The 21964-nt window shown below is 46.1% G+C and carries 21 protein-coding genes; 8 read left to right on the top strand and 13 right to left on the bottom strand.

The genetic code is table 11. The features are described 5' to 3' along the window. Positions 1-71: 71 nt before the first annotated feature. The 8 genes from aspS to V6C21_RS02990 form a co-directional block, all read right to left on the bottom strand. Positions 72-1850 carry an aspartate--tRNA ligase gene (gene aspS / locus V6C21_RS02955; protein ID WP_479268281.1) on the bottom strand — a complete coding sequence of 593 codons (1779 nt, stop codon included), beginning with the start codon at positions 1848-1850 and terminating at the stop codon, positions 72-74. Between the two features lie 188 nt (positions 1851-2038). Beyond that, positions 2039-3358 carry a histidine--tRNA ligase gene (gene hisS / locus V6C21_RS02960; protein WP_045085154.1) on the bottom strand — a complete coding sequence of 440 codons (1320 nt, stop codon included), beginning with the start codon at positions 3356-3358 and terminating at the stop codon, positions 2039-2041. Positions 3359-3652: 294 nt separating this feature from the next. Continuing rightward, the gene (gene mgsA / locus V6C21_RS02965) at positions 3653-4060 is read right to left on the bottom strand and encodes a methylglyoxal synthase (protein ID WP_034841353.1); all 408 of its coding nucleotides are present in this window, start codon (positions 4058-4060) and stop codon (positions 3653-3655) included. Between the two features lie 30 nt (positions 4061-4090). Continuing rightward, positions 4091-4831, bottom strand: coding sequence for an AAA family ATPase (locus V6C21_RS02970; protein ID WP_479268282.1), 741 nt, complete (start codon positions 4829-4831; stop codon positions 4091-4093). Between the two features lie 173 nt (positions 4832-5004). Next, the gene (locus tag V6C21_RS02975; protein ID WP_479268283.1) at positions 5005-7110 is read right to left on the bottom strand and encodes a penicillin-binding transpeptidase domain-containing protein; all 2106 of its coding nucleotides are present in this window, start codon (positions 7108-7110) and stop codon (positions 5005-5007) included. Positions 7111-7162: 52 nt separating this feature from the next. Then, positions 7163-7687 (bottom strand): rod shape-determining protein MreD, encoded by a 525-nt coding sequence (gene mreD, locus V6C21_RS02980; RefSeq protein ID WP_045085155.1) that lies wholly within the window; start codon positions 7685-7687, stop codon positions 7163-7165. After that, positions 7687-8613 carry a rod shape-determining protein MreC gene (gene mreC / locus V6C21_RS02985; protein ID WP_034841361.1) on the bottom strand — a complete coding sequence of 309 codons (927 nt, stop codon included), beginning with the start codon at positions 8611-8613 and terminating at the stop codon, positions 7687-7689. Before mreC ends, mreD begins: the two co-directional genes overlap by 1 nt. Before the next feature lie 171 nt (positions 8614-8784). After that, positions 8785-9801, bottom strand: a complete 1017-nt coding sequence (locus V6C21_RS02990) for a rod shape-determining protein (protein WP_045085156.1) — start codon at positions 9799-9801, stop codon at positions 8785-8787. 274 nt (positions 9802-10075) lie between these two features. On the opposite strand from V6C21_RS02990, the gene glf reads away from it, so the two are divergent. From glf to V6C21_RS03005, 3 genes are all read left to right on the top strand, one after another. Then, positions 10076-11236 carry a UDP-galactopyranose mutase gene (glf, locus tag V6C21_RS02995; protein ID WP_045085157.1) on the top strand — a complete coding sequence of 387 codons (1161 nt, stop codon included), beginning with the start codon at positions 10076-10078 and terminating at the stop codon, positions 11234-11236. Positions 11237-11394: 158 nt separating this feature from the next. Further along, entirely contained in the window at positions 11395-14136 is a 2742-nt protein-coding gene (gene secA / locus V6C21_RS03000; RefSeq protein WP_479268284.1) for a preprotein translocase subunit SecA, read from the top strand. Between the two features lie 156 nt (positions 14137-14292). Then, entirely contained in the window at positions 14293-14931 is a 639-nt protein-coding gene (locus tag V6C21_RS03005; protein ID WP_479268299.1) for an HAD family hydrolase, read from the top strand. A gap of 111 nt (positions 14932-15042) precedes the next feature. On the opposite strand, the gene hydE is transcribed toward V6C21_RS03005, so the two are convergent. From hydE to V6C21_RS03020, 3 genes are read right to left on the bottom strand one after another with little or no spacing between them, the layout of a single operon-like run. Beyond that, positions 15043-16110, bottom strand: a complete 1068-nt coding sequence (gene hydE, locus V6C21_RS03010; protein WP_479268285.1) for a [FeFe] hydrogenase H-cluster radical SAM maturase HydE — start codon at positions 16108-16110, stop codon at positions 15043-15045. 27 nt (positions 16111-16137) lie between these two features. Beyond that, positions 16138-17034 (bottom strand): energy-coupling factor transporter transmembrane component T, encoded by an 897-nt coding sequence (locus tag V6C21_RS03015; RefSeq protein ID WP_479268286.1) that lies wholly within the window; start codon positions 17032-17034, stop codon positions 16138-16140. After that, the gene (locus V6C21_RS03020; RefSeq protein WP_479268287.1) at positions 17031-17657 is read right to left on the bottom strand and encodes a DUF4430 domain-containing protein; all 627 of its coding nucleotides are present in this window, start codon (positions 17655-17657) and stop codon (positions 17031-17033) included. Before V6C21_RS03020 ends, V6C21_RS03015 begins: the two co-directional genes overlap by 4 nt. A 141-nt stretch (positions 17658-17798) precedes the next feature. Between V6C21_RS03020 and V6C21_RS03025 the strand changes: the two genes are divergently transcribed. The 5 genes from V6C21_RS03025 to V6C21_RS03045 all read left to right on the top strand — a co-directional run bounded on the left by V6C21_RS03025 (position 17799) and on the right by V6C21_RS03045 (position 19957). Beyond that, positions 17799-17981 carry a hypothetical protein gene (locus V6C21_RS03025; RefSeq protein WP_045085161.1) on the top strand — a complete coding sequence of 61 codons (183 nt, stop codon included), beginning with the start codon at positions 17799-17801 and terminating at the stop codon, positions 17979-17981. 181 nt (positions 17982-18162) lie between these two features. Continuing rightward, positions 18163-18675: an RNA polymerase sigma factor gene (locus V6C21_RS03030; RefSeq protein ID WP_045085162.1), complete on the top strand. Its 513-nt coding sequence runs from the start codon at positions 18163-18165 to the stop codon at positions 18673-18675. Beyond that, a complete protein-coding gene (locus V6C21_RS03035; RefSeq protein WP_034841383.1) occupies positions 18672-19151 on the top strand; it encodes an anti-sigma factor in 480 nt (159 codons plus the stop codon). The genes V6C21_RS03030 and V6C21_RS03035 overlap by 4 nt, the downstream gene beginning before the upstream one ends. Then, the gene (locus V6C21_RS03040) at positions 19132-19653 is read left to right on the top strand and encodes a hypothetical protein (protein WP_034841385.1); all 522 of its coding nucleotides are present in this window, start codon (positions 19132-19134) and stop codon (positions 19651-19653) included. The genes V6C21_RS03035 and V6C21_RS03040 overlap by 20 nt, the downstream gene beginning before the upstream one ends. Beyond that, complete coding sequence (locus V6C21_RS03045) at positions 19646-19957, top strand: LiaI-LiaF-like domain-containing protein (RefSeq protein ID WP_479268288.1); 312 nt, start codon at positions 19646-19648, stop codon at positions 19955-19957. Before V6C21_RS03040 ends, V6C21_RS03045 begins: the two co-directional genes overlap by 8 nt. Positions 19958-20074: 117 nt before the next feature. Here V6C21_RS03045 and V6C21_RS03050 read toward each other — a convergent pair whose 3' ends face one another. Both V6C21_RS03050 and V6C21_RS03055 read right to left on the bottom strand, forming a co-directional pair. Beyond that, entirely contained in the window at positions 20075-21070 is a 996-nt protein-coding gene (locus tag V6C21_RS03050) for a GGGtGRT protein (protein WP_045085163.1), read from the bottom strand. Positions 21071-21085: 15 nt separating this feature from the next. Then, the gene (locus tag V6C21_RS03055; protein WP_034841394.1) at positions 21086-21778 is read right to left on the bottom strand and encodes an iron-sulfur cluster assembly scaffold protein; all 693 of its coding nucleotides are present in this window, start codon (positions 21776-21778) and stop codon (positions 21086-21088) included. Positions 21779-21964: the final 186 nt, after the last annotated feature.

Here is a 21964-nt window from a genome sequence, read left to right on the forward strand (position 1 = left end):
ATATATCTTAACATTGATGAACAATGTATTTGTTAATATTTTTTTAAATTCTAAACAATTTAAGCACAAATTTAGTCAGAAACGGAAATATGCAGTTCCTTGAGCTGTTTTTCATCAACTGTGCTGGGAGCTGACGACATCAACTCTGAGGCGTTCTGAACTTTCGGGAAAGCGATAACATCCCGTATTGAGTCGCAGCCAAGCATCAGCATGCAGAGCCTATCGAGCCCGTAGGCCATGCCGGCGTGGGGAGGAGCTCCATACTTATAGGCGTCCATCAGGAACCCGAACTGCTCCTGTGCCCGCTCTTGAGTGAATCCGAGAGCGGCAAACATGCGGTTTTGAAGTTTTGGGTCGTTTATGCGGACGCTTCCTCCGCCGAGTTCGACACCGTTGAGGACTATATCGTAAGCCCTTGCTCGGCAGGCGCCGGGATCGCTTTCAATCTTGTCCAGATCCTCTTCGGCGGGCATTGTGAACGGATGGTGCTTTGCCACATAGCGGCCTTCCTCTTTGCTGTATTCAAACAGCGGGAATTCTGTCACCCACAGGAAATTGAACTTGTCTTTAGGAATTATTCCGAGCCTGTTGGCGACCTCTAAACGCAGAGCGCCCAGCGCGTCGAAAACAACCTGATTATCTGCGTCAGCAATAATCATCACGACGTCGCCGTCTTTGGCGCCGAGCCTTGAGTACATAGCCTTCAGTGTTTCCTCAGGGACGAATTTTGCAAAAGACGACGAGGTGTTTTCACCGTTAAGTCTGGTCCACGCCAGTCCCTTTGCCCCGTAATCCTTGACGAAAGCGGCGAGTTTGTCGAGTTCTTTGCGGGTAAGCTTGTCAAAGGCATCTTTGGCGCATATCGCGCGTACGCTGCCGCCAGCCTCTATAGCACCTGTAAATACCTTAAACCCGCAGCCGCGCGCAAGGTCAGTCAAATCGCAAAGCGTCATGTCAAAACGGGTGTCCGGCTTGTCGCTGCCGTAAAGCTCCATCGCCTTTGCATACGGCAGGCGGGTGAACGGCGTTTCTACTTCAACGCCAAGCACGTCTTTAAATACCTTTTTAATGAAACCTTCGTTGACACTTATGACAGTATCCTCGTCAGCAAAGGACATCTCAAGGTCAATCTGTGTAAATTCCGGCTGTCGGTCGGCCCGCAGGTCCTCGTCGCGGAAACAGCGGACAATCTGCATATACCGGTCAAAACCGGAAAGCATGAGCAATTGCTTGTAAAGCTGGGGGGACTGGGGCAGGGCATAGAATTTGCCGGCATGCAGGCGGCTTGGCACGAGATAATCGCGCGCGCCCTCAGGGGTGCTCTTAATGAGCATAGGTGTTTCGATTTCTATAAAGCCGTTCTCGTCGAAAAAGTCACGCGCACATTTTACGATTCGGTGGCGCGCAATGATATTTCTCTGCATTTCCGGACGGCGCAGGTCGAGATAACGGTATTTAAGACGCAGTTCTTCTTTTACAGGGGAATTTTCAATGATTTCAAATGGAGGTGTTTCGGCTTCGCCTAATATTCTAAGCTCAGTTACAGCGATTTCGATTTCACCTGTCGGAATCTTGTCGTTTATGCTTGCGCGGCGGCGTACAGTGCCTTTTGCCGCAATGACGAACTCTGAACGGACAGAGAAGGCTTTGCCGAAAACTGACTTTTCGGTGTTATCGTCAAATGCAAGCTGCACAATACCTGTCCTGTCGCGCAGGTCAATAAAGATAAGGCTTCCGAGGTCACGCTGCCTCTGAACCCATCCGCAGACCGATACCTCTTGCCCAATATTTTTTGAGGAAAGCTCTCCGCAGTAGCATGTACGGGTAAAGCCCCGCAATGATTCAGACATCTATTTTTACCTCCAGAAATTGCATATATTATAGTTATATTATTTCACTTTGGCGGCAAATAGGGCAACCGGCTTCAGCAGCTTAAAAGTTGAGCATGTCCGAATAATTTCCGCTGCCCTCAGCCGCGTTTAGCGATTGTATTACTGGGATTAAACTGTTGCGTAAATGCGAAAAAACTCAGACACCGTTAAGAGTTAAAGATTTTATCCTTTTCTATGGTCTCTTCAAGTTCTTTCATCGTTTCTTTTACAATGGCGTTGTCTATAGCTTCGATAATTTTGTCATCAAGCGTCACAGGTATAGTTTCACCGGTTTGCATATTCTTGAGTTCGGCGGTATTTGAATTAAGCTCGTTGTCGCCGATTGCGACGGTAAAAGCGAAACCTTTTCTGTTTGCATACTTCATCTGCGCTTTCATGCTGCGCCCTACAAGGTCGTATTCGGCACTGATGCCCTCGGTTCTGAGTTTGAGGGCAAGTTCCGCCGCCTTTTTTGACGCCGCATCGCCGATAGTTGCGAAATAGACGGTTTTGTTCTGCTCGGTCTCATATGAACAGCCCTGCTCATCCATTGTCATGATAAGACGCTCAAGTCCCATCGCAAAGCCGAGCGCCGGCAATTCAGGCCCGCCGAGCTGGCTAACCAGGCCGTCGTAGCGTCCGCCGCCGCAGAGTGTCAGCCCGCGTTTTTCGTCGATGAATTCAAATACTGTTCTGGTATAGTAGTCGAGCCCGCGCACGATGGATGTGTTGACAATAAAATCGACATTCAGATTTTTAAGCTGGTTTTGAACCGCTTCAAAGTGGGTGCGGCAGTCGTCGCAGATATAGTCGGTTACTTTCGGCGCTGCTTCAGCGATTTTTTGACATTCGGGGCTTTTGCAGTCGAGAATACGCATGGGATTGCGCCCAAGACGGCTCTTGCAGGTATCGCAAAGCCCGTCCTGTTTTGAAGTGAAATACTCCCTTAAGGCGTTTTGATAATCCTTGCGGCAGTTGGGGCAGCCGATGGAGTTGATTTCAAGGCGAAGCCCCTTGATTCCCAGATTATTAAACATTGTTTTTGCAAGCAGGATTATCTCGGCGTCAGCAGACGGCTCTGCAGTCCCGAAAAGCTCAACGCCGAACTGATGAAATTCCCTAAGCCTTCCGGCCTGGGGACGTTCTCCGCGGAAGCAGGAGGTTATATAAAAGAGCTTAAGAGGCATTGGGTCGTTATAAAGCCCGTTAGAGAGCACCAGCCGCACTGTTGAAGCAGTGCCTTCGGGCCTTAGTGCGAAATTGCTGTTGCCATGCGTAAAGGTGAACATCTCTTTTTGAACCACATCAGTGGTTTCACCTACTCCGCGACGGAAGAGGTCAATGCTTTCAAACGTTGGGAATCTTATTTCTTTAAAGCCAAAAAGATTAGCGGTTTCGCGCGCCGTATATTCAATGTAGGTCCATTTATCAATTTTATCCGGGAGCACATCCATTGTGCCGCGCGGTGCCTTAAGAATGTTCGCCATAGTTTCACCTTTTCCTTAAAATTGTTTTGCTTGGTAATGGGTTATATTACAAAATAGATAAAAATTTAATAAAACACAAATTTACCTCGTCCCTCATCAAGGGACGAGGTAATCCTCGCGGTGCCACCCTTGTTAAGCGCTAAAAGCGCTTCACTCAAGCCCCCGTAATGTGGGGAAAGACAAAAAGGCTTACGGATGTCTTCACTGTAGCCGATTTACGTTGCGCGCTCTCAGCCGTGACGCGCTTTTCTGTCCGTTGTGCTGCAGTTACTCCTTCCGGTCAACGCCCTTTACTTATCTGGATTTTGGATTGACAATGTTGCGCCAATCAAAGTCTCCTCTGTCAAGTGCGCGTACCAAAACCTCGCCCGTTGCGACATTTGTAGCAAACGGAATGTTGTGAACGTCACAGAGCTTGAACATATTGGTCTCGTTCGGTTCATGAGGCTTGCGCGACAGCGGGTCTCTGAAGAATAACAGCAAATCTATTTCGTTGCAGGCAATTCTTGCGGCAATTTGCTGGTCGCCGCCCTGACGCCCGCTCAGGAACCTTTGTATTTCGAGGCCTGTTGCCTCGGCGATGAGCTTGCCTGTAGTGCCTGTTGCACACAGGGAGTGTCGGCTTAGAATGCCACAATATGCTATGCAAAACTGCACAAGCAGTTCTTTTTTTGAATCATGTGCTATAAGTGCAATATTCATATATATAAACCTCCATGCGTAGTGTAATCGTCAAAGTTTCATCAGAGGGACATATTCACCTTCTAATCTGGCTGCAATGTTCTTAAATGCAGTGGCAGCACGGCCCTTCGTCAGAGGTTCACCGGTAGCCGTTGCTGCTGTAACGCGTTTATCTTCCGGTACAATGCCAATAAGTTGAACCGTCGTTCCGTCAATGGCCGCGTCGAGATCAGGCAGGTTGTTCTTTCTGATAAGTTTAGCGTCAACGCGGTTCAAAACAAGGCGCAGATTTTTTGCACCCTTCATTCTCATAATCTGAGCCAGCCGCTCAGCGCTTCTTATGGAGACAGGCTCCGTATTGGCAACAACAATGACGCAGTCAGCGACCGGCGCTGGTGCCGTTACGTAATCGCCGACTCCGGCAGGAGAATCAATAATAATATAATCAAAGGTTCGTGCAAGCTCGCTGCAGAGCCTCCCGACAGCTTCGCTGTCGGCCAAATATTCACAATTGCTCTGCGGAGCGGGCAGAAGAAATAAGTTGGGGCGATTTGTTTGTATTATGGCTTTTTCCGTTTCACACCGGGACGCAAAAATGTCCCCGATATCAAAAAGTGCCTTATCGGAGACTGCAAGCATCAAATCAAGCGATCTCAGTCCGGCGTCGCCGTCAATGAGAAGTACCTTGCGTCCTCTTCTTGAAAGTTCAGTGCCGCAGTTAACCGAAAAAGTTGATTTGCCTGCGCCGCCCTTGCCGGACGCCACGAGCAGGATACGGCCCAACTGCCCCATTTGCATGCACCCTTGCTAAAACCAAATATACTCGAATTTTACCCGATAGCCAAAATCACATTTATATTTTTATTTTATCATAAGCATAAAATTATGTCAAAGAAAAAAGCCCGGTTTTATTTAAAATGTCAGATGTATCTTATACAAAAAATTGCTTTAAAAACTGTGTAAATTTATTTCAGCAATGTACCTACAGAATTGGTGGAAGCACTTGAAGGCAACGGGTTGCCGTTTGAATCGAGATTGAAATATTTAGCAATTGCTTCTCTTGCGACAGGCGTTGTCTGGTTTCCCCAGTGTCCATGCTCGACAACCACGGAGACCGCAATTTCCGGATCGTCATAGGGGGCGAAACAGATGAAAACGCCGTTAAACCGCAGGTCGGAGGCTTTAAGGGATTTAAGCTGGGCTGTACCCGTTTTGCCGCCGATCTTCATATTGAAATCTTTGAATTTCTGGGCGGCTGTACCTTTGTTTCCCTCTGTAACGGCGAGCATCCCTTTCTTTATCGTGTCAACAATCGTCTGGTCAATCTTGGTGTTTGATTTTACCGTCGGCGTGTTTTTATCGATGATTACCTTTGAGTTGTCATAGCTGTTGACCTGCTTTACTATATGGGCCTGGTACATCTTGCCGCCGTTTAGTAGTGTTGAGAGGTAGTTGGTCATCTGCAGCGGGGTGAGCGCTGTGTAAAGCTGCCCGATCGCTGCCTGAGCAGCGTCAGCGGGGTTGTGGTTGAATCCGTGTTCATTGTCGTATTGATATCCTGACATTGAGCCGGATACCTCTTCGTTAAGTTCAATCCCGGTTTTCTTTCCTATGCCGAATACATTTATAGCGGTTTTTTCGAGTTTTTGCATGCCGAGGATATCACCAAAATAGTTGAAAAATACGTTTGATGAAACCTCAAGAGCTTCCTCGACATTAATCAGGCCTCTTGCTATTCCTTCGTCGTCGCTACCGACATAACCACGGTTTTCATATTTAGAAAATTTAGCCGGCGTATACCATTTTGTCTGGGGCGTCAAGACGCCGTTCATCATCAGGGCCGCGGCGGTCAGCGGCTTGAATGTTGAACCGGGGCGGTATGCACCGGATATACATCTGTTCAAAAGTGGGGTAAGCTTGTCTTTTGAAAGGGAGGAATAATTCTTCTTATAAGTGTTGAGGTCATATGAAGGGTAGGTTGCCATGGCGAGCACTTCGCCGGTTTTTACATTCATAACGACTGCCGCAGCGCCCCTTACATCAGCGCCGTATTTCGGATTGCCCTTAGAATCAATTTTTATCTGCTGCAATACAGCCGGCAGTGCGTTCTGCAAAGTTACCTGCAAATCTTTGTCAATGGTCAGGATCACATTGTTTCCGGGCTGGGCCTTTTTCAGAACCAGCGTGTTTGCAATATTGCCGTTGTTGCTGAGTTCTACCTGTGATTGGCCGTTGGTGCCATGCAGTTCGCTTTCCATTGACTGCTCAATGCCGAATTTGCCAATCATATCGTCTGCTGAATAGCCTTTTTGCTTGTATTCCTCGTATTCTTCAGCATATATGGGGCCGGTCAGCCCGATAATATGGGGAGCTATCGTGCCATCTGGGTAATAACGCTGAGGAACCTGCTGCACAACTGCTCCGGGGAGAACGGAGGAGCGTTCTTCTATCTTTGTAACCGTCTCTATGCTGACATTCTGGGCAAACGTATAGACATTTGTATAGCTGAAGGATTTCTTGTCCATTTCATACCTGATGCCGCACAATATCCTTTTCTCGTTTTCGCCATGCCCCTCGGTTTTATAGAGCTTGTTCAGCACTTCCATTACTTCATCTGCAGTGGCGTCATCTCTTAAAAGCGTCTTTTTCTTGTCCTTTTGGTTGATAAACGTAATAAGCTTCCTTTTGTCTTTATCCGTTCCCGTAAATGTATAAGGAGCGGTGGTGCTGATGGGCAGGGAATCTTCCCATGTTTCACCGGCCTGCTTTAGTATATCCACAAGTGCCAGCAATTCGGCGTCTTGTTTGTCGCGCTCTTTTGAGGAAGGGAAGAAAGCGCTCTCAAGAATGATGTTGTAACCGACTTTGCTTGTGGCCAGCACCCTTCCATAGCGGTCAAGGATATCACCGCGCGGAGCGATTACGTCCACGGTGTTGACAACAGATTTTGAATTTTGCTGTCTGTAAGTTTCTCCGTTTGTAACCTGATATTGCATCAGTTCAAAAACATAGAAGCCAAAAACAGCAAAAACAAATACAACAATGATGGCAATTCTTGACCGTTTTAACATCTAAGTACTCCTTCTTAAAATCTCAGGGTTTAAGGATATGTGAAGACAAGTGTCAGACAGACGAATCATTGTCGGAATCGGAAATTTTCTGGTTTATAAAGCGCACTCCGTAATATATAGGCAGTGTAAAAATAAGAGTCAGGGCGGTAGTTGGCAGTATTATATGGAGAAAAGCAAATAAAAAGTCCCTGTCTCCAGTCATAAAGTAAAAAAAGAACCATGTAATGATTTCATGGATAATCGTAATTATTGCTGTAAGCAGCATGGCTGAAAGAGGCGTGTTATTGAGAAGATATTCAAACAACAGCGACGCAGCTATAGCGAAACACATCAAAAACAGCGCATTGAAACCGAATACCCTGCCGGTACCCGAGTCCCAAATCAGTCCTGCGAATATGCCGTAGATGCCGGCGGCTGTTTCATTCTCAAACATGGCGATGGCAAGGACGGCGGGAATGGCGAAAAGAGGCGTGCAATCCATAATACGTGGATAGAATGCGGCCTGCATCTGTATAACGGTCAAAATAAGTATTGCAAGCGCATAGACGCACCATTTCAATATGTTGAATCGGCGCATTATTTGCCTCCCTTGGACGATGTCCCTGTTGACTTGGCAGCGGACGAGCTATTGCTTGATGTGCTGCTTGAGGAACCGGAACTGGAATCCGCTTTGCCTGAAAAATCGGTGATGACAAAAACATTTTTAACGGATGTCATGTCGGTCATGGGTTTTAAAATCGCATTCAGCGAATTGCCAGATTCGTCCTGCTCCAATTTCTGAATTATGCCGACCTTCAAATCTTTTGGGAAAATACCGCCGATACCGGTCGTAATTACAATGTCTCCGACAGCGGCGCTGCTGTTTTTTGGCAGATAATTTAGTTGAAATTCGCCTTTTGCTGCGAGGTCTCTTTTTCCATGAGTTATGCCAGTATCGCCGGTCTGGCTGATAATAGACCCGACATGAACCGACGGGTCGAGTATTGTGCTGACAACGGAAGAGGTCAGGGACGGGGAAACGACTATCCCGACAAGCCCCTCGGATGTAATTACCGGATCGTCTTTCTCAATGCCTGCAAGCGTTCCCTTATTTATCGTGAATGAAGAGAACCATTGACCCGGGTCACGTGATATCACCATTGCGGGTGTGTAAACGCGGTCGTCTTTTTCAGTTGTTATGTTTATCATAGTAGTTAACCGCTCGTTTTCGCTTTTCAGTTTATTATAGTCAACCATTTTGCTTTGCAGTTCGCTGATTTCCTTCTTCAGTTTGGCATTTTCTGATTTAAGGGAGTGGATATTTAATAAATCGTTGATAAATCCGGAAAATCCACTGGAAATATATGATGAGGCGGTTTGAAACGGGCTGATTATGGTACTGATTATATTTTGTGTAATAGTAGGCAAACCGCCTGTAGCCGCCGTGCGTAGCATAAGTCCGATCAGCAGGCAGGCGACTGCTGCGAAGATTTTAAATTTTAGGCTTTTGAAAAATTCACGCACGGGTTAACCTCCAATCATTAATTGCGCTTAAAATTACAAAACATACAAACTATATGTAATAAAATCCGTTATGTTCTAAAAAAGTAGGAACATGCCTCAAAATAAAAATAGGGCGGAAAGCATGCCTACAAAAGTAAGCATGCCATTCCCCCCTTTTATTCCCTTTTTAAATTATTTGCGTCTTGTGTTGAAAAGCACACTTGCCAGTTTACCGGTCATATCGTCGAGCAGTTTACCGGTACCTTCAACGACGCAGTCGAGCGGGCTTTCTGCTACATTGACAGGGATACCGGTTTCATTGGCTATAAGCTGGTCAAGACCGCGAAGCAGCGCCCCGCCGCCGGTAAGCATAATGCCCCGGTCAATTATATCGGCAGAAAGTTCGGGGGGTGTTAATTCCAATGTGCTGCGGATTGCGTCTACTATTGCAGCAACTGGGTCTGACAGAGCTTCACGAATTTCTTCAGAAGTAATTTTTATATTGCTGGGCAGGCCGTCAAGCAGATTGCGGCCTTTAATTTCCATTTCACCTTCATCGGGATAGGGGTAAGCAGAGCCGATACTGATTTTGATTTCTTCGGCTGTGCGCTCACCGATAAGAAGGTTGTACTTTTTCTTTATATAGTTAATGATAGCATCATCAAATTCATCGCCAGCCACGCGGACAGAACGAGAGGTGACGATACCGCCAAGCGAAATAACGGCAACTTCAGCAGTGCCGCCGCCGATATCGACAACCATTGAACCTGTAGCTTCCTCGACAGGAAGTCCGGCACCGATAGCTGCAGCCATCGGCTCTTCTATAAGATAAGTATCCTTTGAACCTGCCTGAAAAGCTGCCTCATCAACCGCACGCTTTTCGACCTCAGTTACGCCTGAAGGTATGCAGATAATGATACGCGGTTTTGAAAATACGCCGCCGCTAACCACCTTGCGGATGAACTGTTTGAGCATATTAGATGTTATATCAAAATCGGCGATAACACCGTCTTTAAGAGGACGGATCGCCTTAATTGAACCCGGTGTGCGTCCTATCATCTGTTTTGCTTCGTTGCCGACAGCCAGAACGCAGTCGTTTTTGACGTCAACTGCAACAACTGAAGGCTCACGCAGGACAATACCTTTGCCTTTCATATAAATTAGTGTATTTGCAGTTCCTAAATCTATTCCGATATCACGGGAAAACATAATTTAAACTGCCCCTTTCAACATACTGCTTAGTTTTTCCATTCTTTGCACGTTATGCTTCGGCAAAACGAAGCATATATCCTTGATTTTTGTGATTGCTTTTTTTATTATAATCCAGAATTAATTTATTAACAACACATTTATTTGCTTTTATTATATTTTTTGTTTTATAATAGTCAAACAGGAACAATCTTTGTGCTTTTTTTATTTTATTTGCTCAAAAAATTTAATCCGACAAAAAGTAAATTATTATTTATCTTAATGGAGGAAAATTATGTACGAAAATTTTGACGCCATAGTAATTGGTTGTGGTTTTTCAGGGGCTACTGCTGCAAGATGCCTCGCTGAAAAAGGAAAGAAAGTCCTTATTCTTGAGAAACGAGATCATATCGCCGGCAATATGTATGACTTCATAGATGAAAACGGCATTTTGACGCATAAATACGGCCCGCATATCTTCCATACGAACAATAAAACCGTATTTGAGTTTTTGAAACGCTTTACTGATTTTATGCCGTACGAACACCGCGTTATCGGAAGAATCGACGGCCAGTATGTACCCATTCCGTTCAATTTTGAATCCGCGGACCGCCTGTTTGGGAAGGAAAAATCAGCAAAGATTAAGGAAGCGCTGAAAAAAGAATATGGTGACAGGGAAAAGGTCACTGTAAACGAGCTTCTTGAAGGGCAAGGGGAAATACGCAAAATTGGCGAATTTGTATTTGAAAAAGTCTTTCTCCATTATACCGCAAAACAGTGGGGAATGCCCCCGGAAAAAGTAGACAAGTCTGTCCTGAGCCGCGTGCCGGTCGTTTTGGGCTATGACGACAGGTATTTCCAAGACACATATCAGTATATGCCGAAAGACGGCTATACAAAGCTGTTTGAAAACATGCTCAGGCATGAAAATATAACCGTTAAAACCAATGTTGACGCATTAAGCCTTATCCATGCTGATGCGCAGAGCGGTAAAGTCACCATAGGCGATGAAGTCTATGAAAAGCCGATAATCTGGACAGCTCCGGCCGATGAACTGTTCGGCTGCGTTTTCGGAAGGCTGCCTTACCGCTCGCTTTATCTTAAGATAGAACATATCAACAAAACCTGGTTCCAGCCGGCGGCCGTCGTCAATTACCCGAATGAGGAAGATTTCACGAGAATTACCGAATTCAAATATCTGACCGGCCAGAGAATAGAAGGCAAGACGACAATTATGAAAGAATACCCTATGCAGTACGACCCGAACGCTGAAAAGGGCAATATACCTTATTATCCGATAGTCGGGCAGGAGAATCAGGCGCTTTATGACAAATACGCAGAACTCGCCGGAAAGATAGGGAACCTCTACCTCTGCGGCAGACTTGCGCAATACAGATATTTCAACATGGATGCGGCTGTCGCTGAGGCACTGAAACTGGCTGAAAGAATAAGTTAAGGCCTGCACGCCTTTACACTGTAATCTATAATCTGCCGGTATTACCGCAAATAAAGCAAATTTTTCGATAGAATTACATTCTAAAATTATTTCTTGTTCCTTTTCATCCAAATTGATGTTATAATATTATTTAAGTTGTAACATCGAGAGGTGCAAATATGGGACTGATTGAGAAAATAATAGGTTCTCACAGCAAGCGCGAACTGAAGCGCATATATCCGATTACCAACAGAGTGCTGGAGCTTGAAGATAAATACAAAGCTATGTCGGAGGCTGAACTGAAAGCGGTTACACCGGCGCTTAAAGAAAAGCTGCATAACGGAGCAAGCCTTGATGATATTCTTCCGGATGCTTTTGCAGCGGTCAGGGAGGCTGCCGACAGGGTTCTCGGAATGAGGCCGTTTCCAGTTCAGGTAACAGGCGGTATTGTTCTTCATCAGGGGCGTATCGCTGAAATGAAGACCGGTGAAGGTAAAACGCTGGTCGCTACAATGCCTGCATACCTCAACGCTTTGACGGGCAAAGGCGTGCACATTGTAACCGTCAACGATTACCTTGCGCGTTACGGCAGTGAATGGATGGGCAAGGTTTACCGTTATCTTGGGCTGAAGGTCGGCCTTATTGTCCATGATATGGATACTGACGCAAGGCGTGAGGCATACAATGCCGACATAACGTACGGCACGAACAACGAGTTTGGTTTCGACTACCTGCGCGACAACATGGTGATTTACAAAGAGCAAATGGTCCAGCGCGGATTCAATTTTGCAATAGTTGACGAGGTCGACTCGATACTTATTGATGAAGCGCGTACGCCGCTCATAATTTCCGGCGAGGGCGAAAAATCGACGGATCTGTATGAGGCAGTGGACAAATTTGTAAGAACCTTGTCGATGACTAAGGTAAGAGAGCTTGACGACAAGGAACTGAACGAAGATATCGAAGGGGACTATGTTGTCGACGAAAAGGCCAAGACCGCGACACTCAATCCCTCCGGTATAAAAAAGGCCGAAAAATACTTCAATGTCGAAAACCTGTCTGATCCTGAGAACTTAACGCTTCTTCACCATATCAACCAGGCGCTTCGCGCCCACGGTGTTATGAGGAAGGATATCGACTATGTTGTCAAAGACGGCCAGGTTATTATTGTCGATGAGTTTACCGGAAGGCTCATGTACGGCCGCCGGTATAACGAGGGGCTTCATCAGGCAATAGAGGCCAAGGAGCATGTAAAGGTCGAGCGCGAGTCAAAAACCCTTGCGACAATAACCTTCCAGAACTTCTTCCGCATGTATAAGAAGCTTTCAGGTATGACTGGTACGGCTCTGACCGAAGAAGAAGAGTTCCGTCAGATCTATAAGCTTGACGTTATCGAGATTCCCACCAACAAGCCGATGATCAGGATTGACCATCCTGATGTGATTTATAAGACAGAAAAGGCTAAATTTAATGCCGTAATCAATCAGATTATCGAGTGCCATAAAAAAGGACAGCCTGTGCTGGTGGGTACTATTTCTATTGAAAAATCAGAGCTTCTGAGCAAAATGCTTAAAAAGCATGGCATAAAGCATGAAGTGCTGAACGCTAAATATCATGAGAAAGAAGCCGAAATAATCGCACAGGCAGGCAAAAAAGGCGCTGTAACTATTGCGACAAATATGGCCGGACGAGGCACCGATATTATGCTGGGCGGCAACGCGGAGTGGCTTGCAAAGGCGGATATGCGCAAAGCCGGCATGTCTGAAGAGCTTATAAATGAGGCTACAAGCTACGCCGAGACAGATGACCCAGAAGTCCTTGAGGCCCGAAAGAAGTTCCGCGAGCTTTACGAAAAGCACAAAGTCATTGTCGACAAAGAGGCTGAAGAAGTCAAAGCGGTGGGCGGACTGTTCATAGTTGGCACAGAACGCCATGAAGCACGCCGTATCGACAACCAGCTCCGCGGACGTGCAGGGCGTCAGGGTGACCCCGGCGAATCAAGGTTTTTCATTTCTCTTGAAGACGATTTGATGCGTTTGTTCGGCGGCGAGCGTATCCAGAGCCTTATGGAGACGCTGGGTATTGATGAAAACGAGCCGATTGAGAACAAATGGCTTACGAACTCTATTGAGAACGCACAGCGCAAGGTAGAGGGACGCAACTTTGCCATCCGTAAAAATGTCCTTCAGTTCGATGACGTAATGAACCGCCAGCGTGAGGTCATTTACAGTCAGCGCCAGCAGGTGCTTAACGGCGAGAGCATGAAGGAATACATCCTTAAGATGATAGACGACAGTATAAACCGCTCTTATGAGCAGTTTATCGGCAATGACCCGACGCCTGACAACTGGAATATTGCTGGACTCCGCAACTATTATCTTGGGTGGCTGACCACCGAGGATGATTTCAACTTTAGCCGCGAAGAGCTTCAGGAATTGAATCCAGTTGAAGATATAAAGGAAGTGCTTCTCGAGCGTGCTCATAAGCTGTATGAACAGCGTGAGAAGATGTTCGGAGAAGAAATTATGCGCGAACTTGAGCGTGTAATACTTCTGCGCGTCGTTGACCAGAAATGGATGGATCACATCGACGCTATGGATGAACTCCGTCAGGGTATATATCTGCGCGCTTATGGACAGCAGGACCCTGTTGTCGAGTATCGCCGTGAAGGTTACGATATGTTTGAAGAGATGGTCGAGGCTATCCGAGAGGATACGGTGCGCCTTATTCTGACCGTGCAGATCCGCCGCGAGGAAGAACCGCGCAGAGAGCAGGTGGCGAGACCTATGATGGCAAGCCACGGAGACGGCAGCGAAGAGAAAAAGAAACCTGTAAGGGTAGGTAAAAAGCCTGGCCGAAACGACCCATGCCCATGTGGAAGCGGCAAAAAGTATAAAAAGTGTTGTGGCAGGGACGACTGAATTAAAGTAAAAACGGCAGGCTGCAAAAGTCTTGCGGCCTGCTTTTTTATCATATATTATATTCAGGAACGGTTTTAATGACGGCGGTATTGGCTATGCTGAGGCATTGCCGTACCTGCCTTTTTTAACCGCCATGCTTGCTTGCACTACATAAACTTGCGTTTTAATTTCAGGAGGCGTTTTACTATTAACAGGAAATACAGCGTTCTATTATTCGATTTGGGCGGAGTGCTCATTGACTGCGACAAATTTAAAAAACTACTTGAATGGCAAAACTGGACCGATGATGCGGAAGAGCTTGAGAAGAAATGGCGGGAGACTGAAACTGTCAAACTCTATGAGCTCGGCAGTATCGGTACTAAGGAATTCTACGACCAAATTGTCTCCGAATTTGCCTTAAATGTCAGCGCGGCGCGCTTCATTAAGGAATTTCGTTTACTGCCGAAAGGGTTCTATAAAGGCGCAAAGGTCGTATTAAAGCAGCTTTCAAAAAAGTACATGACAGTTGCTCTGTCGAATACAAACGAAGTTCACTGGAACAAACTATGTGATGTTGACTCTGTTCAAAAATATTTCAAGAGATGTTATCCTTCCCATCTGATACATAAAATAAAGCCGAACGCAGATGCATTTACATATGTAATAAAGCAGCTTAAGGTTGAGCCTTCTGCCATAGCATTTTTTGACGACAAGGAAGAAAATATCGAAGCGGCTAAAAAGCTTGGTATTGACGCATACCTGTCCAAAGGGTTTGAAAGCCTTTGCGAGAATCTCAATGAGCTTTCAGTACTATAAAACTAAAGCTTCCTTCTGAAATCAACCGGAAGGAAGCTTATTTTTATATGCCTTAAAGACATAAAAAGTGGTGCTGCGATTTGCAGCACCACTTTGAAATAATACAGATTATTAATTGGTACCGGTTCGACTGAAGCAGTATTCAAACTTAATCGAACAGTGGTCGCCGCGGGAGAAGTCAGGCTCATATCCTGCGGAGGCGATGCGCCTCGAAAGGCAGGCAAGACATTCTGCCGCTTCCTCGCCGGTGCAAATTTTGTTGTCATAAAGGGCATAATCACTGCGGTGCTCTACAGGCGAAAGGTTCGGCATGACGACGTTTGCTCCGGCTTTAAGCCCCTTTTCGCGGCCGAGAGGGTCGGCCGTTCCAAGTGCCGTCGTGGCAGGAATCAGAGCCTGAGGGAGCATAAGGCGCACAAGTGCAAGCATTATAAGCGTGAGCTTTACGCTTCCCGCTTTTTCATGGGCAAAAATAGTGTCTTTGTGAGGAATAAAAGGCCCGATGCCTACCATATGGGGCTGAAGCTCGCGGAGGAACTCAAGGTCTGCGGCAAGGTTTTCCGTTGTCTGATAGGGCGAACCCACCATGAAACCCGCGCCCACTTGAAATCCTATTTCCTTGAGGTTAAAAAGGCACTGCTTGCGGTTTTCAAGGCTCAAATTTTCCGGGTGCAGCTTTGCGTAATGGTCGTCGAGAGCGGTTTCATGCCTTAAAAGATACCTGTCTGCGCCGGCCTCGAAATAGCGTTCATAAGTTTCCTTTGATTTTTCGCCTATCGATAATGTCACGGCGCTGTCTGGAAAACGGCTTTTTATTTCAGTGATGATTTTGCACATGATGTCGTCTGTGTAATATAAATCCTCGCCGCTTTGCAGAACAAAGGTTCTGAAGCCCAGTTTATGCCCTTTTTCACAGCACTCCAAGATTTCCTGCGGCGATAATCTGTATCTTACGGCGTTTTTGTTGCCGTTCCTGATACCGCAGTAGTAGCAGCCGTTTTTGCAGTAGTTGCTGAATTCAATAAGCCCGCGGAAGTAAACCTTTTTGCCGTAATATTGCTGCCTTACTGCGTCAGCCGCGGCAAAAAGCTCTGTTGGGTCGTTATTTTTATAATAATCAATGAGCTCGCATAATTCCTGCCGGCTCATTGAGCTAATGCCTTCAAAATTTTTCGCCATATTAATTCACCCCTTTGCGAAGCGGCTTTAAGTTTGACTGCCGCCCTCTATCTTATATATCTTTTTCCACATTAAAATAAACTGCGTTTCGATTATAGGCAGCGCCGCGCCGAGAATGGCAAATGCGGACGCCCCGATATATGCTCCCGCGCCGAAATTCAAACGGATTCGCGGGAAAAATCTGATGGAAGTATATTTATAATAGCAAACAACGCTGATAATTGCGAGCACTATTTCAGCGATAATTGCTGCCGCGTCTGTAGCTGTAAAGCTGTAGATTGAAAAAGAGGTACGCTTTTGCCCGCCGTAACCCCTTGCTTTCATCGAATCGGCCGTATCAAGCCCATCCTCCATTGACCAGCTCAGCAGGATTGATATCTCCCGGAGCGCCCTCTTGAATCGGGATTTTCTATTGCCGTCAGAGGCGGGGAAAAGCGTTTTCTGCGCGGCTGAAATGGCTTTGAGCCTGCGGGCAAACATCGGTATCATGCGCTGTGTCATAACCAATACCATTGACGCAGCCGGTGCAATCCCGGAAAACAGGTACATGAACTTGTCCGGCGTGACAAGTACGTTGTAAACCGAAAACCAGAGAAAGATAAGCAGCAGCATGCCGCCGGAACACGCGCCGTAGAATGTGGCTTCCATGGTCACCGGATTGCCGAAAAGATAGAAAAGAACGGTTTTGCCGCCCGAGTTAACGAGCGGGTTAAACAGGGCGACAGCTATGCACAGCGGCAGCGACCATGCAAGCTGGCGCAGCAGATGTCTTGCCCCGAGTAGCATTATATTTTGAACAGCGGCAAAAACAAGACCAATCGCTATGAAAATCGGGTTGAAGAACAGCATGGACATTACGGCAAGAGATATTGTATAAACGAACAATACCGCCGGGTGAAAATAATCAGCCGCCCTTGACTTCATCGCGTCGCTCCTTCTGATTTTCCGAGATCAATCGTATAAACCCATCTGACGGTGTCACCGGGTTTGACCGTCGCTTTGTTGCAGGGCTGGGAATCAAATTTGCCGTTGATACTGTATATCCAGCCGCTGCTCGCCCCGCGATTAAATTCTGCAAGATTGTCTATCATCGATATATATACAGAGCCGGAAGAGTTTTTGGCTTTATAGTCTATATGCTTTTTGTCGCAGTATCTTTTGAGAATAGTGTATGCAGTGTCGCCTGATTTGAATTCGACTTTTACTTTATTGGCAACAATACCCTCGTCACCTTTTGTCGCGTCGATTGTCAAATAGACGAATTTTTTGTCGGAGCTGTCTTTGCCGCCGGATGTGTCTTTTGAAGGCGTTGAGCTGGCGGGAGCGGAAGAGACAGAACCGCCGTTTGAAGACGATGAGCTGGGAGCAGAAGAAGTAGAATTGCTGCTGCTTGGGGATGAGACAACTGCGGATGACGTGGCTTGAACCTTTGAGCTGCTTGAAGAAACGGCTGAACTGCCGTTTGCCTTGCAGCCAAAGAGCACTACGGATAATGTAAGCACTATCAGCAGCGGAGTTAAGTATATTTTAAACTTGTCTTTGAACATTATGTCCTCCGAAAATGGGTTAAGGTTAAAAGAAGATACCTTAATATTTTAACCCGTTTGTGTATTCTTTGTCAATGTAAGACGGCTTGTCGCAGTTGTCCTGATTTTAGCATAAGCTGATAAAAGGAGGTGAGAATTCCGATGACATATAGGGAAGCGCTCGAAGACCAGCTTAGAATGATTAAATTCCGCGAACAGCATTATTACAGCAACAAGCCAGAAGATGATGATGTATCAGTTGAAGCACCTGAATCCGAGAATAAAGAGTTTAGCAATTATCCACCTGATATTGAGATGAAGAGAACAAGTTTTTATCACGGATAGAGTACTTAGCCCTTGTTCACTGAAGACTCGGTGAACAAGGGTAATTTTTTGGGTTGCTTACAAAAAATAGCGCACGTTTCCGTACGCCTGAGGGTATGTATAAATTTATTTTATAAAATGTTATAATTTTTGAAGTGTTTTTTTCTTTTGGCTCGTTATATAAGTGTAGGGACACAAGGGAGTGAGAAAGATCAGAGAAGAAGAGTTTAGAGAATTAGTTTCAAAATATGAAAAACTAATCTACACAATCTGCTATTCCTTTACTAAAAATTATTTTGACGCCGAAGATCTTGCTCAAGAAACCTTCTTATCTGCCTACAAACACCTTGCGTCCTTAAGTAACGATAATCCCAAAGCCTATTTGACGGCAATCGCGGCGAACAAGTGCCGGGACTTTCTCAAAAGTCCATCGCGAAAAACCGACAGTCTGACAGATGAGGAACTCAGCTTAATAGAAGACTGTAGCCCCTCGCCGGAGGAGGAACTTATCCAAAGAGACACAAACGAACGATTACATAGGCTATGCATCCGACTAAAAGAGCCTTACAGAACCATCGCGACAGATTATTTTTGCAAGGGGAAAAAGCTATCGGAAATGTCACGCGAGAGCGGCCGAAATCAAAAAACACTTGAAACGCAGCTTTACAGGGCAAAAAAGCTGCTTCGTGCCATGTGGAGGGAGGAAGAAATATGAATGGAAGTAAAGTTGTTGATTTCGGCTTATTTGGCAAAGATGGCCACCTGACACCCAAAGCGCTCGCCTTGTTAAAAGAGGGCAGGCTCAGCGATGAGGAGATGGCGATGGCACTTTCCCATATCGGAAGCTGTGAAGCATGTGCCGAGGCTTTTGCCTCCGACTTCACTGAAGAGGAATTATTGGAAGTGCCGCACGATTTTGAAACAGAACTACAGGACAAAATTAAGCAGATTGAGACAGACAAAAAGCGTGGTTTTACTTTGTATGTGTTGCGTGTAGCGATAGCTGCCTGCGCCGCAATTGCAATCACATTTTCGGGTACGTTAAATCAATTGTCCGGTAAGCCTAAAATCGGAAGTAAAATAAAAGCGCCGGATTTGAGTTTTGTAAATACGATAAATCAGCAGCTTAAAGATTTCTCACAGAATATTTTAAATATGGAGGTATGGATAAATGCCGCAAAAAAGAAATAAGTTTCTGACGGTTGTCTTTTCATGCCTGCCTGGTGCGGGGCATATGTTCATGGGCTTTATGAAAATGGGCCTTTCACTGATGATTCCGTTTTTTTTGATAATATTTTTATCCTCATGGCTTGATTTAGGGCCGTTGATGTATATTATACCGATACTCTGCTTCTACTCGTTTTTTGATGCGATCAATAAGTGCTTTTCAAGCGATGAAATATTCAGCCAGTTTGAAGACCATTATTTGCTTTCGGCTGACAGGATTTTAGAAAGCAGATACTTAAAGGGAAAGGGAAGACTATTTATAGGCATACTTATACTTTTGCTCGGTCTGTATATGCTTTATAAGACTGGGGTGGATAGTCTCAGTTATTATATTTCGGCTGAGGTTTTGAATACAATAATAAGAGTGGCCGACTTTATACCTAAGATAGCCGTCAGTTTAATAATCATCATTGCCGGCATTTATCTCATAGTCGGAAAGAAAAGGAGTGTCGACAAAGATGTTTAAAGGGAGAAGGGTTGGCACGTTTACTGCCGGCATTGTATTGGTTGTTTTCGGCGTCATGTTTTTGCTCCATACGTTCTTCCCATTTTTTGATTACAATTTCATCTTTTCGCTCTGGCCTGTTATTCTGATACTTCTTGGATTTGAAATCATAATTTCTTACGTCATCAACGATGAAAATAAGCTGCGGTATGACGCCGGCGCCATTGCCCTTACTATTACACTTGGGATTTTCGCGATGACTATGGGCGGAATGCAGTATGTGTTAGAACATGCGAAGGATATCGGCTGCATTATAAGGATATAAAATAAAACATGAAAACGGTCTGAAGGAAACTAACTTCAGGCCGTTTTTGCATAGTTAATAATACGTAGAAAAATCCCCTTGCCGCGAGGCAAGGGGATTTTATATGCAACAATTAAATTACTTTGCCTGTGAAACAGCAACAGCGCAAGCAACGGTCGCACCGACCATCGGGTTGTTGCCCATACCGATAAGGCCCATCATTTCAACATGAGCCGGAACAGACGATGAACCAGCGAACTGGGCATCACCGTGCAGACGGCCGAGGCTGTCGGTCAGGCCATAGGAAGCAGGGCCGGCCCCCATGTTGTCCGGATGGAGCGTACGGCCTGTGCCGCCGCCGGAAGCAACTGAGAAGTACTTCTTGCCGTTTTCCTGGCACCATTTCTTGTATGTGCCGGCGACAAGGTGCTGGAACCTGACGGGGTTGGTTGAGTTACCGGTGATGGAAACGTCAACGCTCTCTTTCTGCATGATTGCAACGCCTTCTCTGACGTCGTCAGCGCCATAGCATTTGATTGCTGCGCGCTCGCCCTTGGAATAAGCGTGCTCCTCAATAACCTTCAGTTCGGAGGTGAAATAATCGAACTGAGTCTTTACATATGTAAAGCCATTGATACGGCTGATGATGTAAGCAGCGTCTTTGCCAAGGCCGTTGAGTATGACGCGGAGCGGCTCTTTTCTAACCTTGTTAGCTGTGCGTGCGATACCGATAGCACCTTCAGCAGCAGCGAATGATTCGTGTCCGGCAAGGAAGCAGAAGCATTTTGTTTCCTCGCGGAGCAGCATAGCGCCGAGATTGCCGTGGCCTAAGCCAACCTTACGCTGTTCTGCGACTGAACCCGGAACAGTGAAAGCCTGAAGACCGATACCGATTGCCTCGGCAGCGGATGCAGCGTCCTTTACGCCTTTCTTTAATGCAATAGCTGCACCGAGTGTATAGGCCCAGACAGCGTTCTCAAAAGCGATAGGCTGTACGCCTTTAACTATCTTTTCAACGTCCACGCCCTTTGAAAGGCAAAGGTCGCGGGCCTCTTCGAGTGATTTCATGCCATATTCGGCAAGGCATTTATTGATCTTGCCAATTCTTCTCTCATAACCTTCAAACTGTACCATTGTTTTGCCCCTCCCTTACTCTTCACGCGGATCGATGTACTTTACAGCCTCAGCATAGCGGCCGTATGTACCCACGTTTTTCTCAAAGGCTTCCTTCGGGTCAGTGCCATGGCGGATAGCCTGCATCATTTTGCCGATGTTGACAAACTTATAGCCGATGACCTCGTTGTTCTCGTCAAGGCCGAGGCTGAGAACATAGCCTTCTGCTATTGACAGATAGCGGACGCCCTTCGCGTTTGTGCCGAACATCGTGCCAACCTGAGAATACAGGCCTTTGCCCAAGTCCTCAAGTGAAGCACCGATTGGCAGACCGCCTTCGGAGAACGCAGTCTGTGAACGGCCGTAAACAATCTGCTTGAAGAGCTCGCGCATTGCGACGTTGATAGCATCGCAGACGAGGTCAGTATTCAGAGCTTCGAGAATGGTCTTGCCCTGAAGGATCTCAGCAGCCATAGCAGCCGAATGGGTCATGCCAGAGCAGCCGATAGTCTCGACAAGAGCCTCCTCGATAATACCGTTTTTAACATTGAGCGTCAGTTTGCAGCAGCCCTGCTGCGGAGCGCACCAGCCAATGCCGTGCGTCAGCCCAGAAATATCTTTTATCTCATAGGCTTTGACCCATTTGCCTTCTTCAGGAATGGGGGCCGGACCGTGATTCGGACCTTTTTTTACGGGACACATTTTCTCTACTTCCTGGGAATAAGTCATAGCGGTAACTCCTTTCACAGCAACATTTTACCGCGGCGCTGTAAGGGAGGCCCTTGCGCCCGGTTAAATTTTTATACTATATACGGTAGTTTTTACACCGTATTTTGTATATCTATGTAACGGGTAAATAACCCGCCTAATATTATAAGGTATTGTTAAAAAAACTTCAAGGATAAAAGCTAAATA

The sequence above is a fragment of the [Clostridium] cellulosi genome (assembly GCF_036762875.1).
Taxonomy (GTDB): Bacteria; Bacillota; Clostridia; order Oscillospirales; family Ethanoligenentaceae; genus Ruminiclostridium_D; species Ruminiclostridium_D cellulosi.

Coding starts and splice junctions, on each gene's coding strand:
- aspS (WP_479268281.1), bottom strand. CDS start 1,850: ATGTCTGAATCATTGCGGGGCTTTACCCGTACATGCTACTGCGGAGAG.
- hisS (WP_045085154.1), bottom strand. CDS start 3,358: ATGGCGAACATTCTTAAGGCACCGCGCGGCACAATGGATGTGCTCCCG.
- mgsA (WP_034841353.1), bottom strand. CDS start 4,060: ATGAATATTGCACTTATAGCACATGATTCAAAAAAAGAACTGCTTGTG.
- V6C21_RS02970 (WP_479268282.1), bottom strand. CDS start 4,831: ATGGGGCAGTTGGGCCGTATCCTGCTCGTGGCGTCCGGCAAGGGCGGC.
- V6C21_RS02975 (WP_479268283.1), bottom strand. CDS start 7,110: ATGTTAAAACGGTCAAGAATTGCCATCATTGTTGTATTTGTTTTTGCT.
- mreD (WP_045085155.1), bottom strand. CDS start 7,687: ATGCGCCGATTCAACATATTGAAATGGTGCGTCTATGCGCTTGCAATA.
- V6C21_RS02990 (WP_045085156.1), bottom strand. CDS start 9,801: ATGTTTTCCCGTGATATCGGAATAGATTTAGGAACTGCAAATACACTA.
- glf (WP_045085157.1), top strand. CDS start 10,076: ATGTACGAAAATTTTGACGCCATAGTAATTGGTTGTGGTTTTTCAGGG.
- secA (WP_479268284.1), top strand. CDS start 11,395: ATGGGACTGATTGAGAAAATAATAGGTTCTCACAGCAAGCGCGAACTG.
- hydE (WP_479268285.1), bottom strand. CDS start 16,110: ATGGCGAAAAATTTTGAAGGCATTAGCTCAATGAGCCGGCAGGAATTA.
- V6C21_RS03015 (WP_479268286.1), bottom strand. CDS start 17,034: ATGAAGTCAAGGGCGGCTGATTATTTTCACCCGGCGGTATTGTTCGTT.
- V6C21_RS03020 (WP_479268287.1), bottom strand. CDS start 17,657: ATGTTCAAAGACAAGTTTAAAATATACTTAACTCCGCTGCTGATAGTG.
- V6C21_RS03025 (WP_045085161.1), top strand. CDS start 17,799: ATGACATATAGGGAAGCGCTCGAAGACCAGCTTAGAATGATTAAATTC.
- V6C21_RS03035 (WP_034841383.1), top strand. CDS start 18,672: ATGAATGGAAGTAAAGTTGTTGATTTCGGCTTATTTGGCAAAGATGGC.
- V6C21_RS03040 (WP_034841385.1), top strand. CDS start 19,132: ATGCCGCAAAAAAGAAATAAGTTTCTGACGGTTGTCTTTTCATGCCTG.
- V6C21_RS03045 (WP_479268288.1), top strand. CDS start 19,646: ATGTTTAAAGGGAGAAGGGTTGGCACGTTTACTGCCGGCATTGTATTG.
- V6C21_RS03050 (WP_045085163.1), bottom strand. CDS start 21,070: ATGGTACAGTTTGAAGGTTATGAGAGAAGAATTGGCAAGATCAATAAA.
- V6C21_RS03055 (WP_034841394.1), bottom strand. CDS start 21,778: ATGACTTATTCCCAGGAAGTAGAGAAAATGTGTCCCGTAAAAAAAGGT.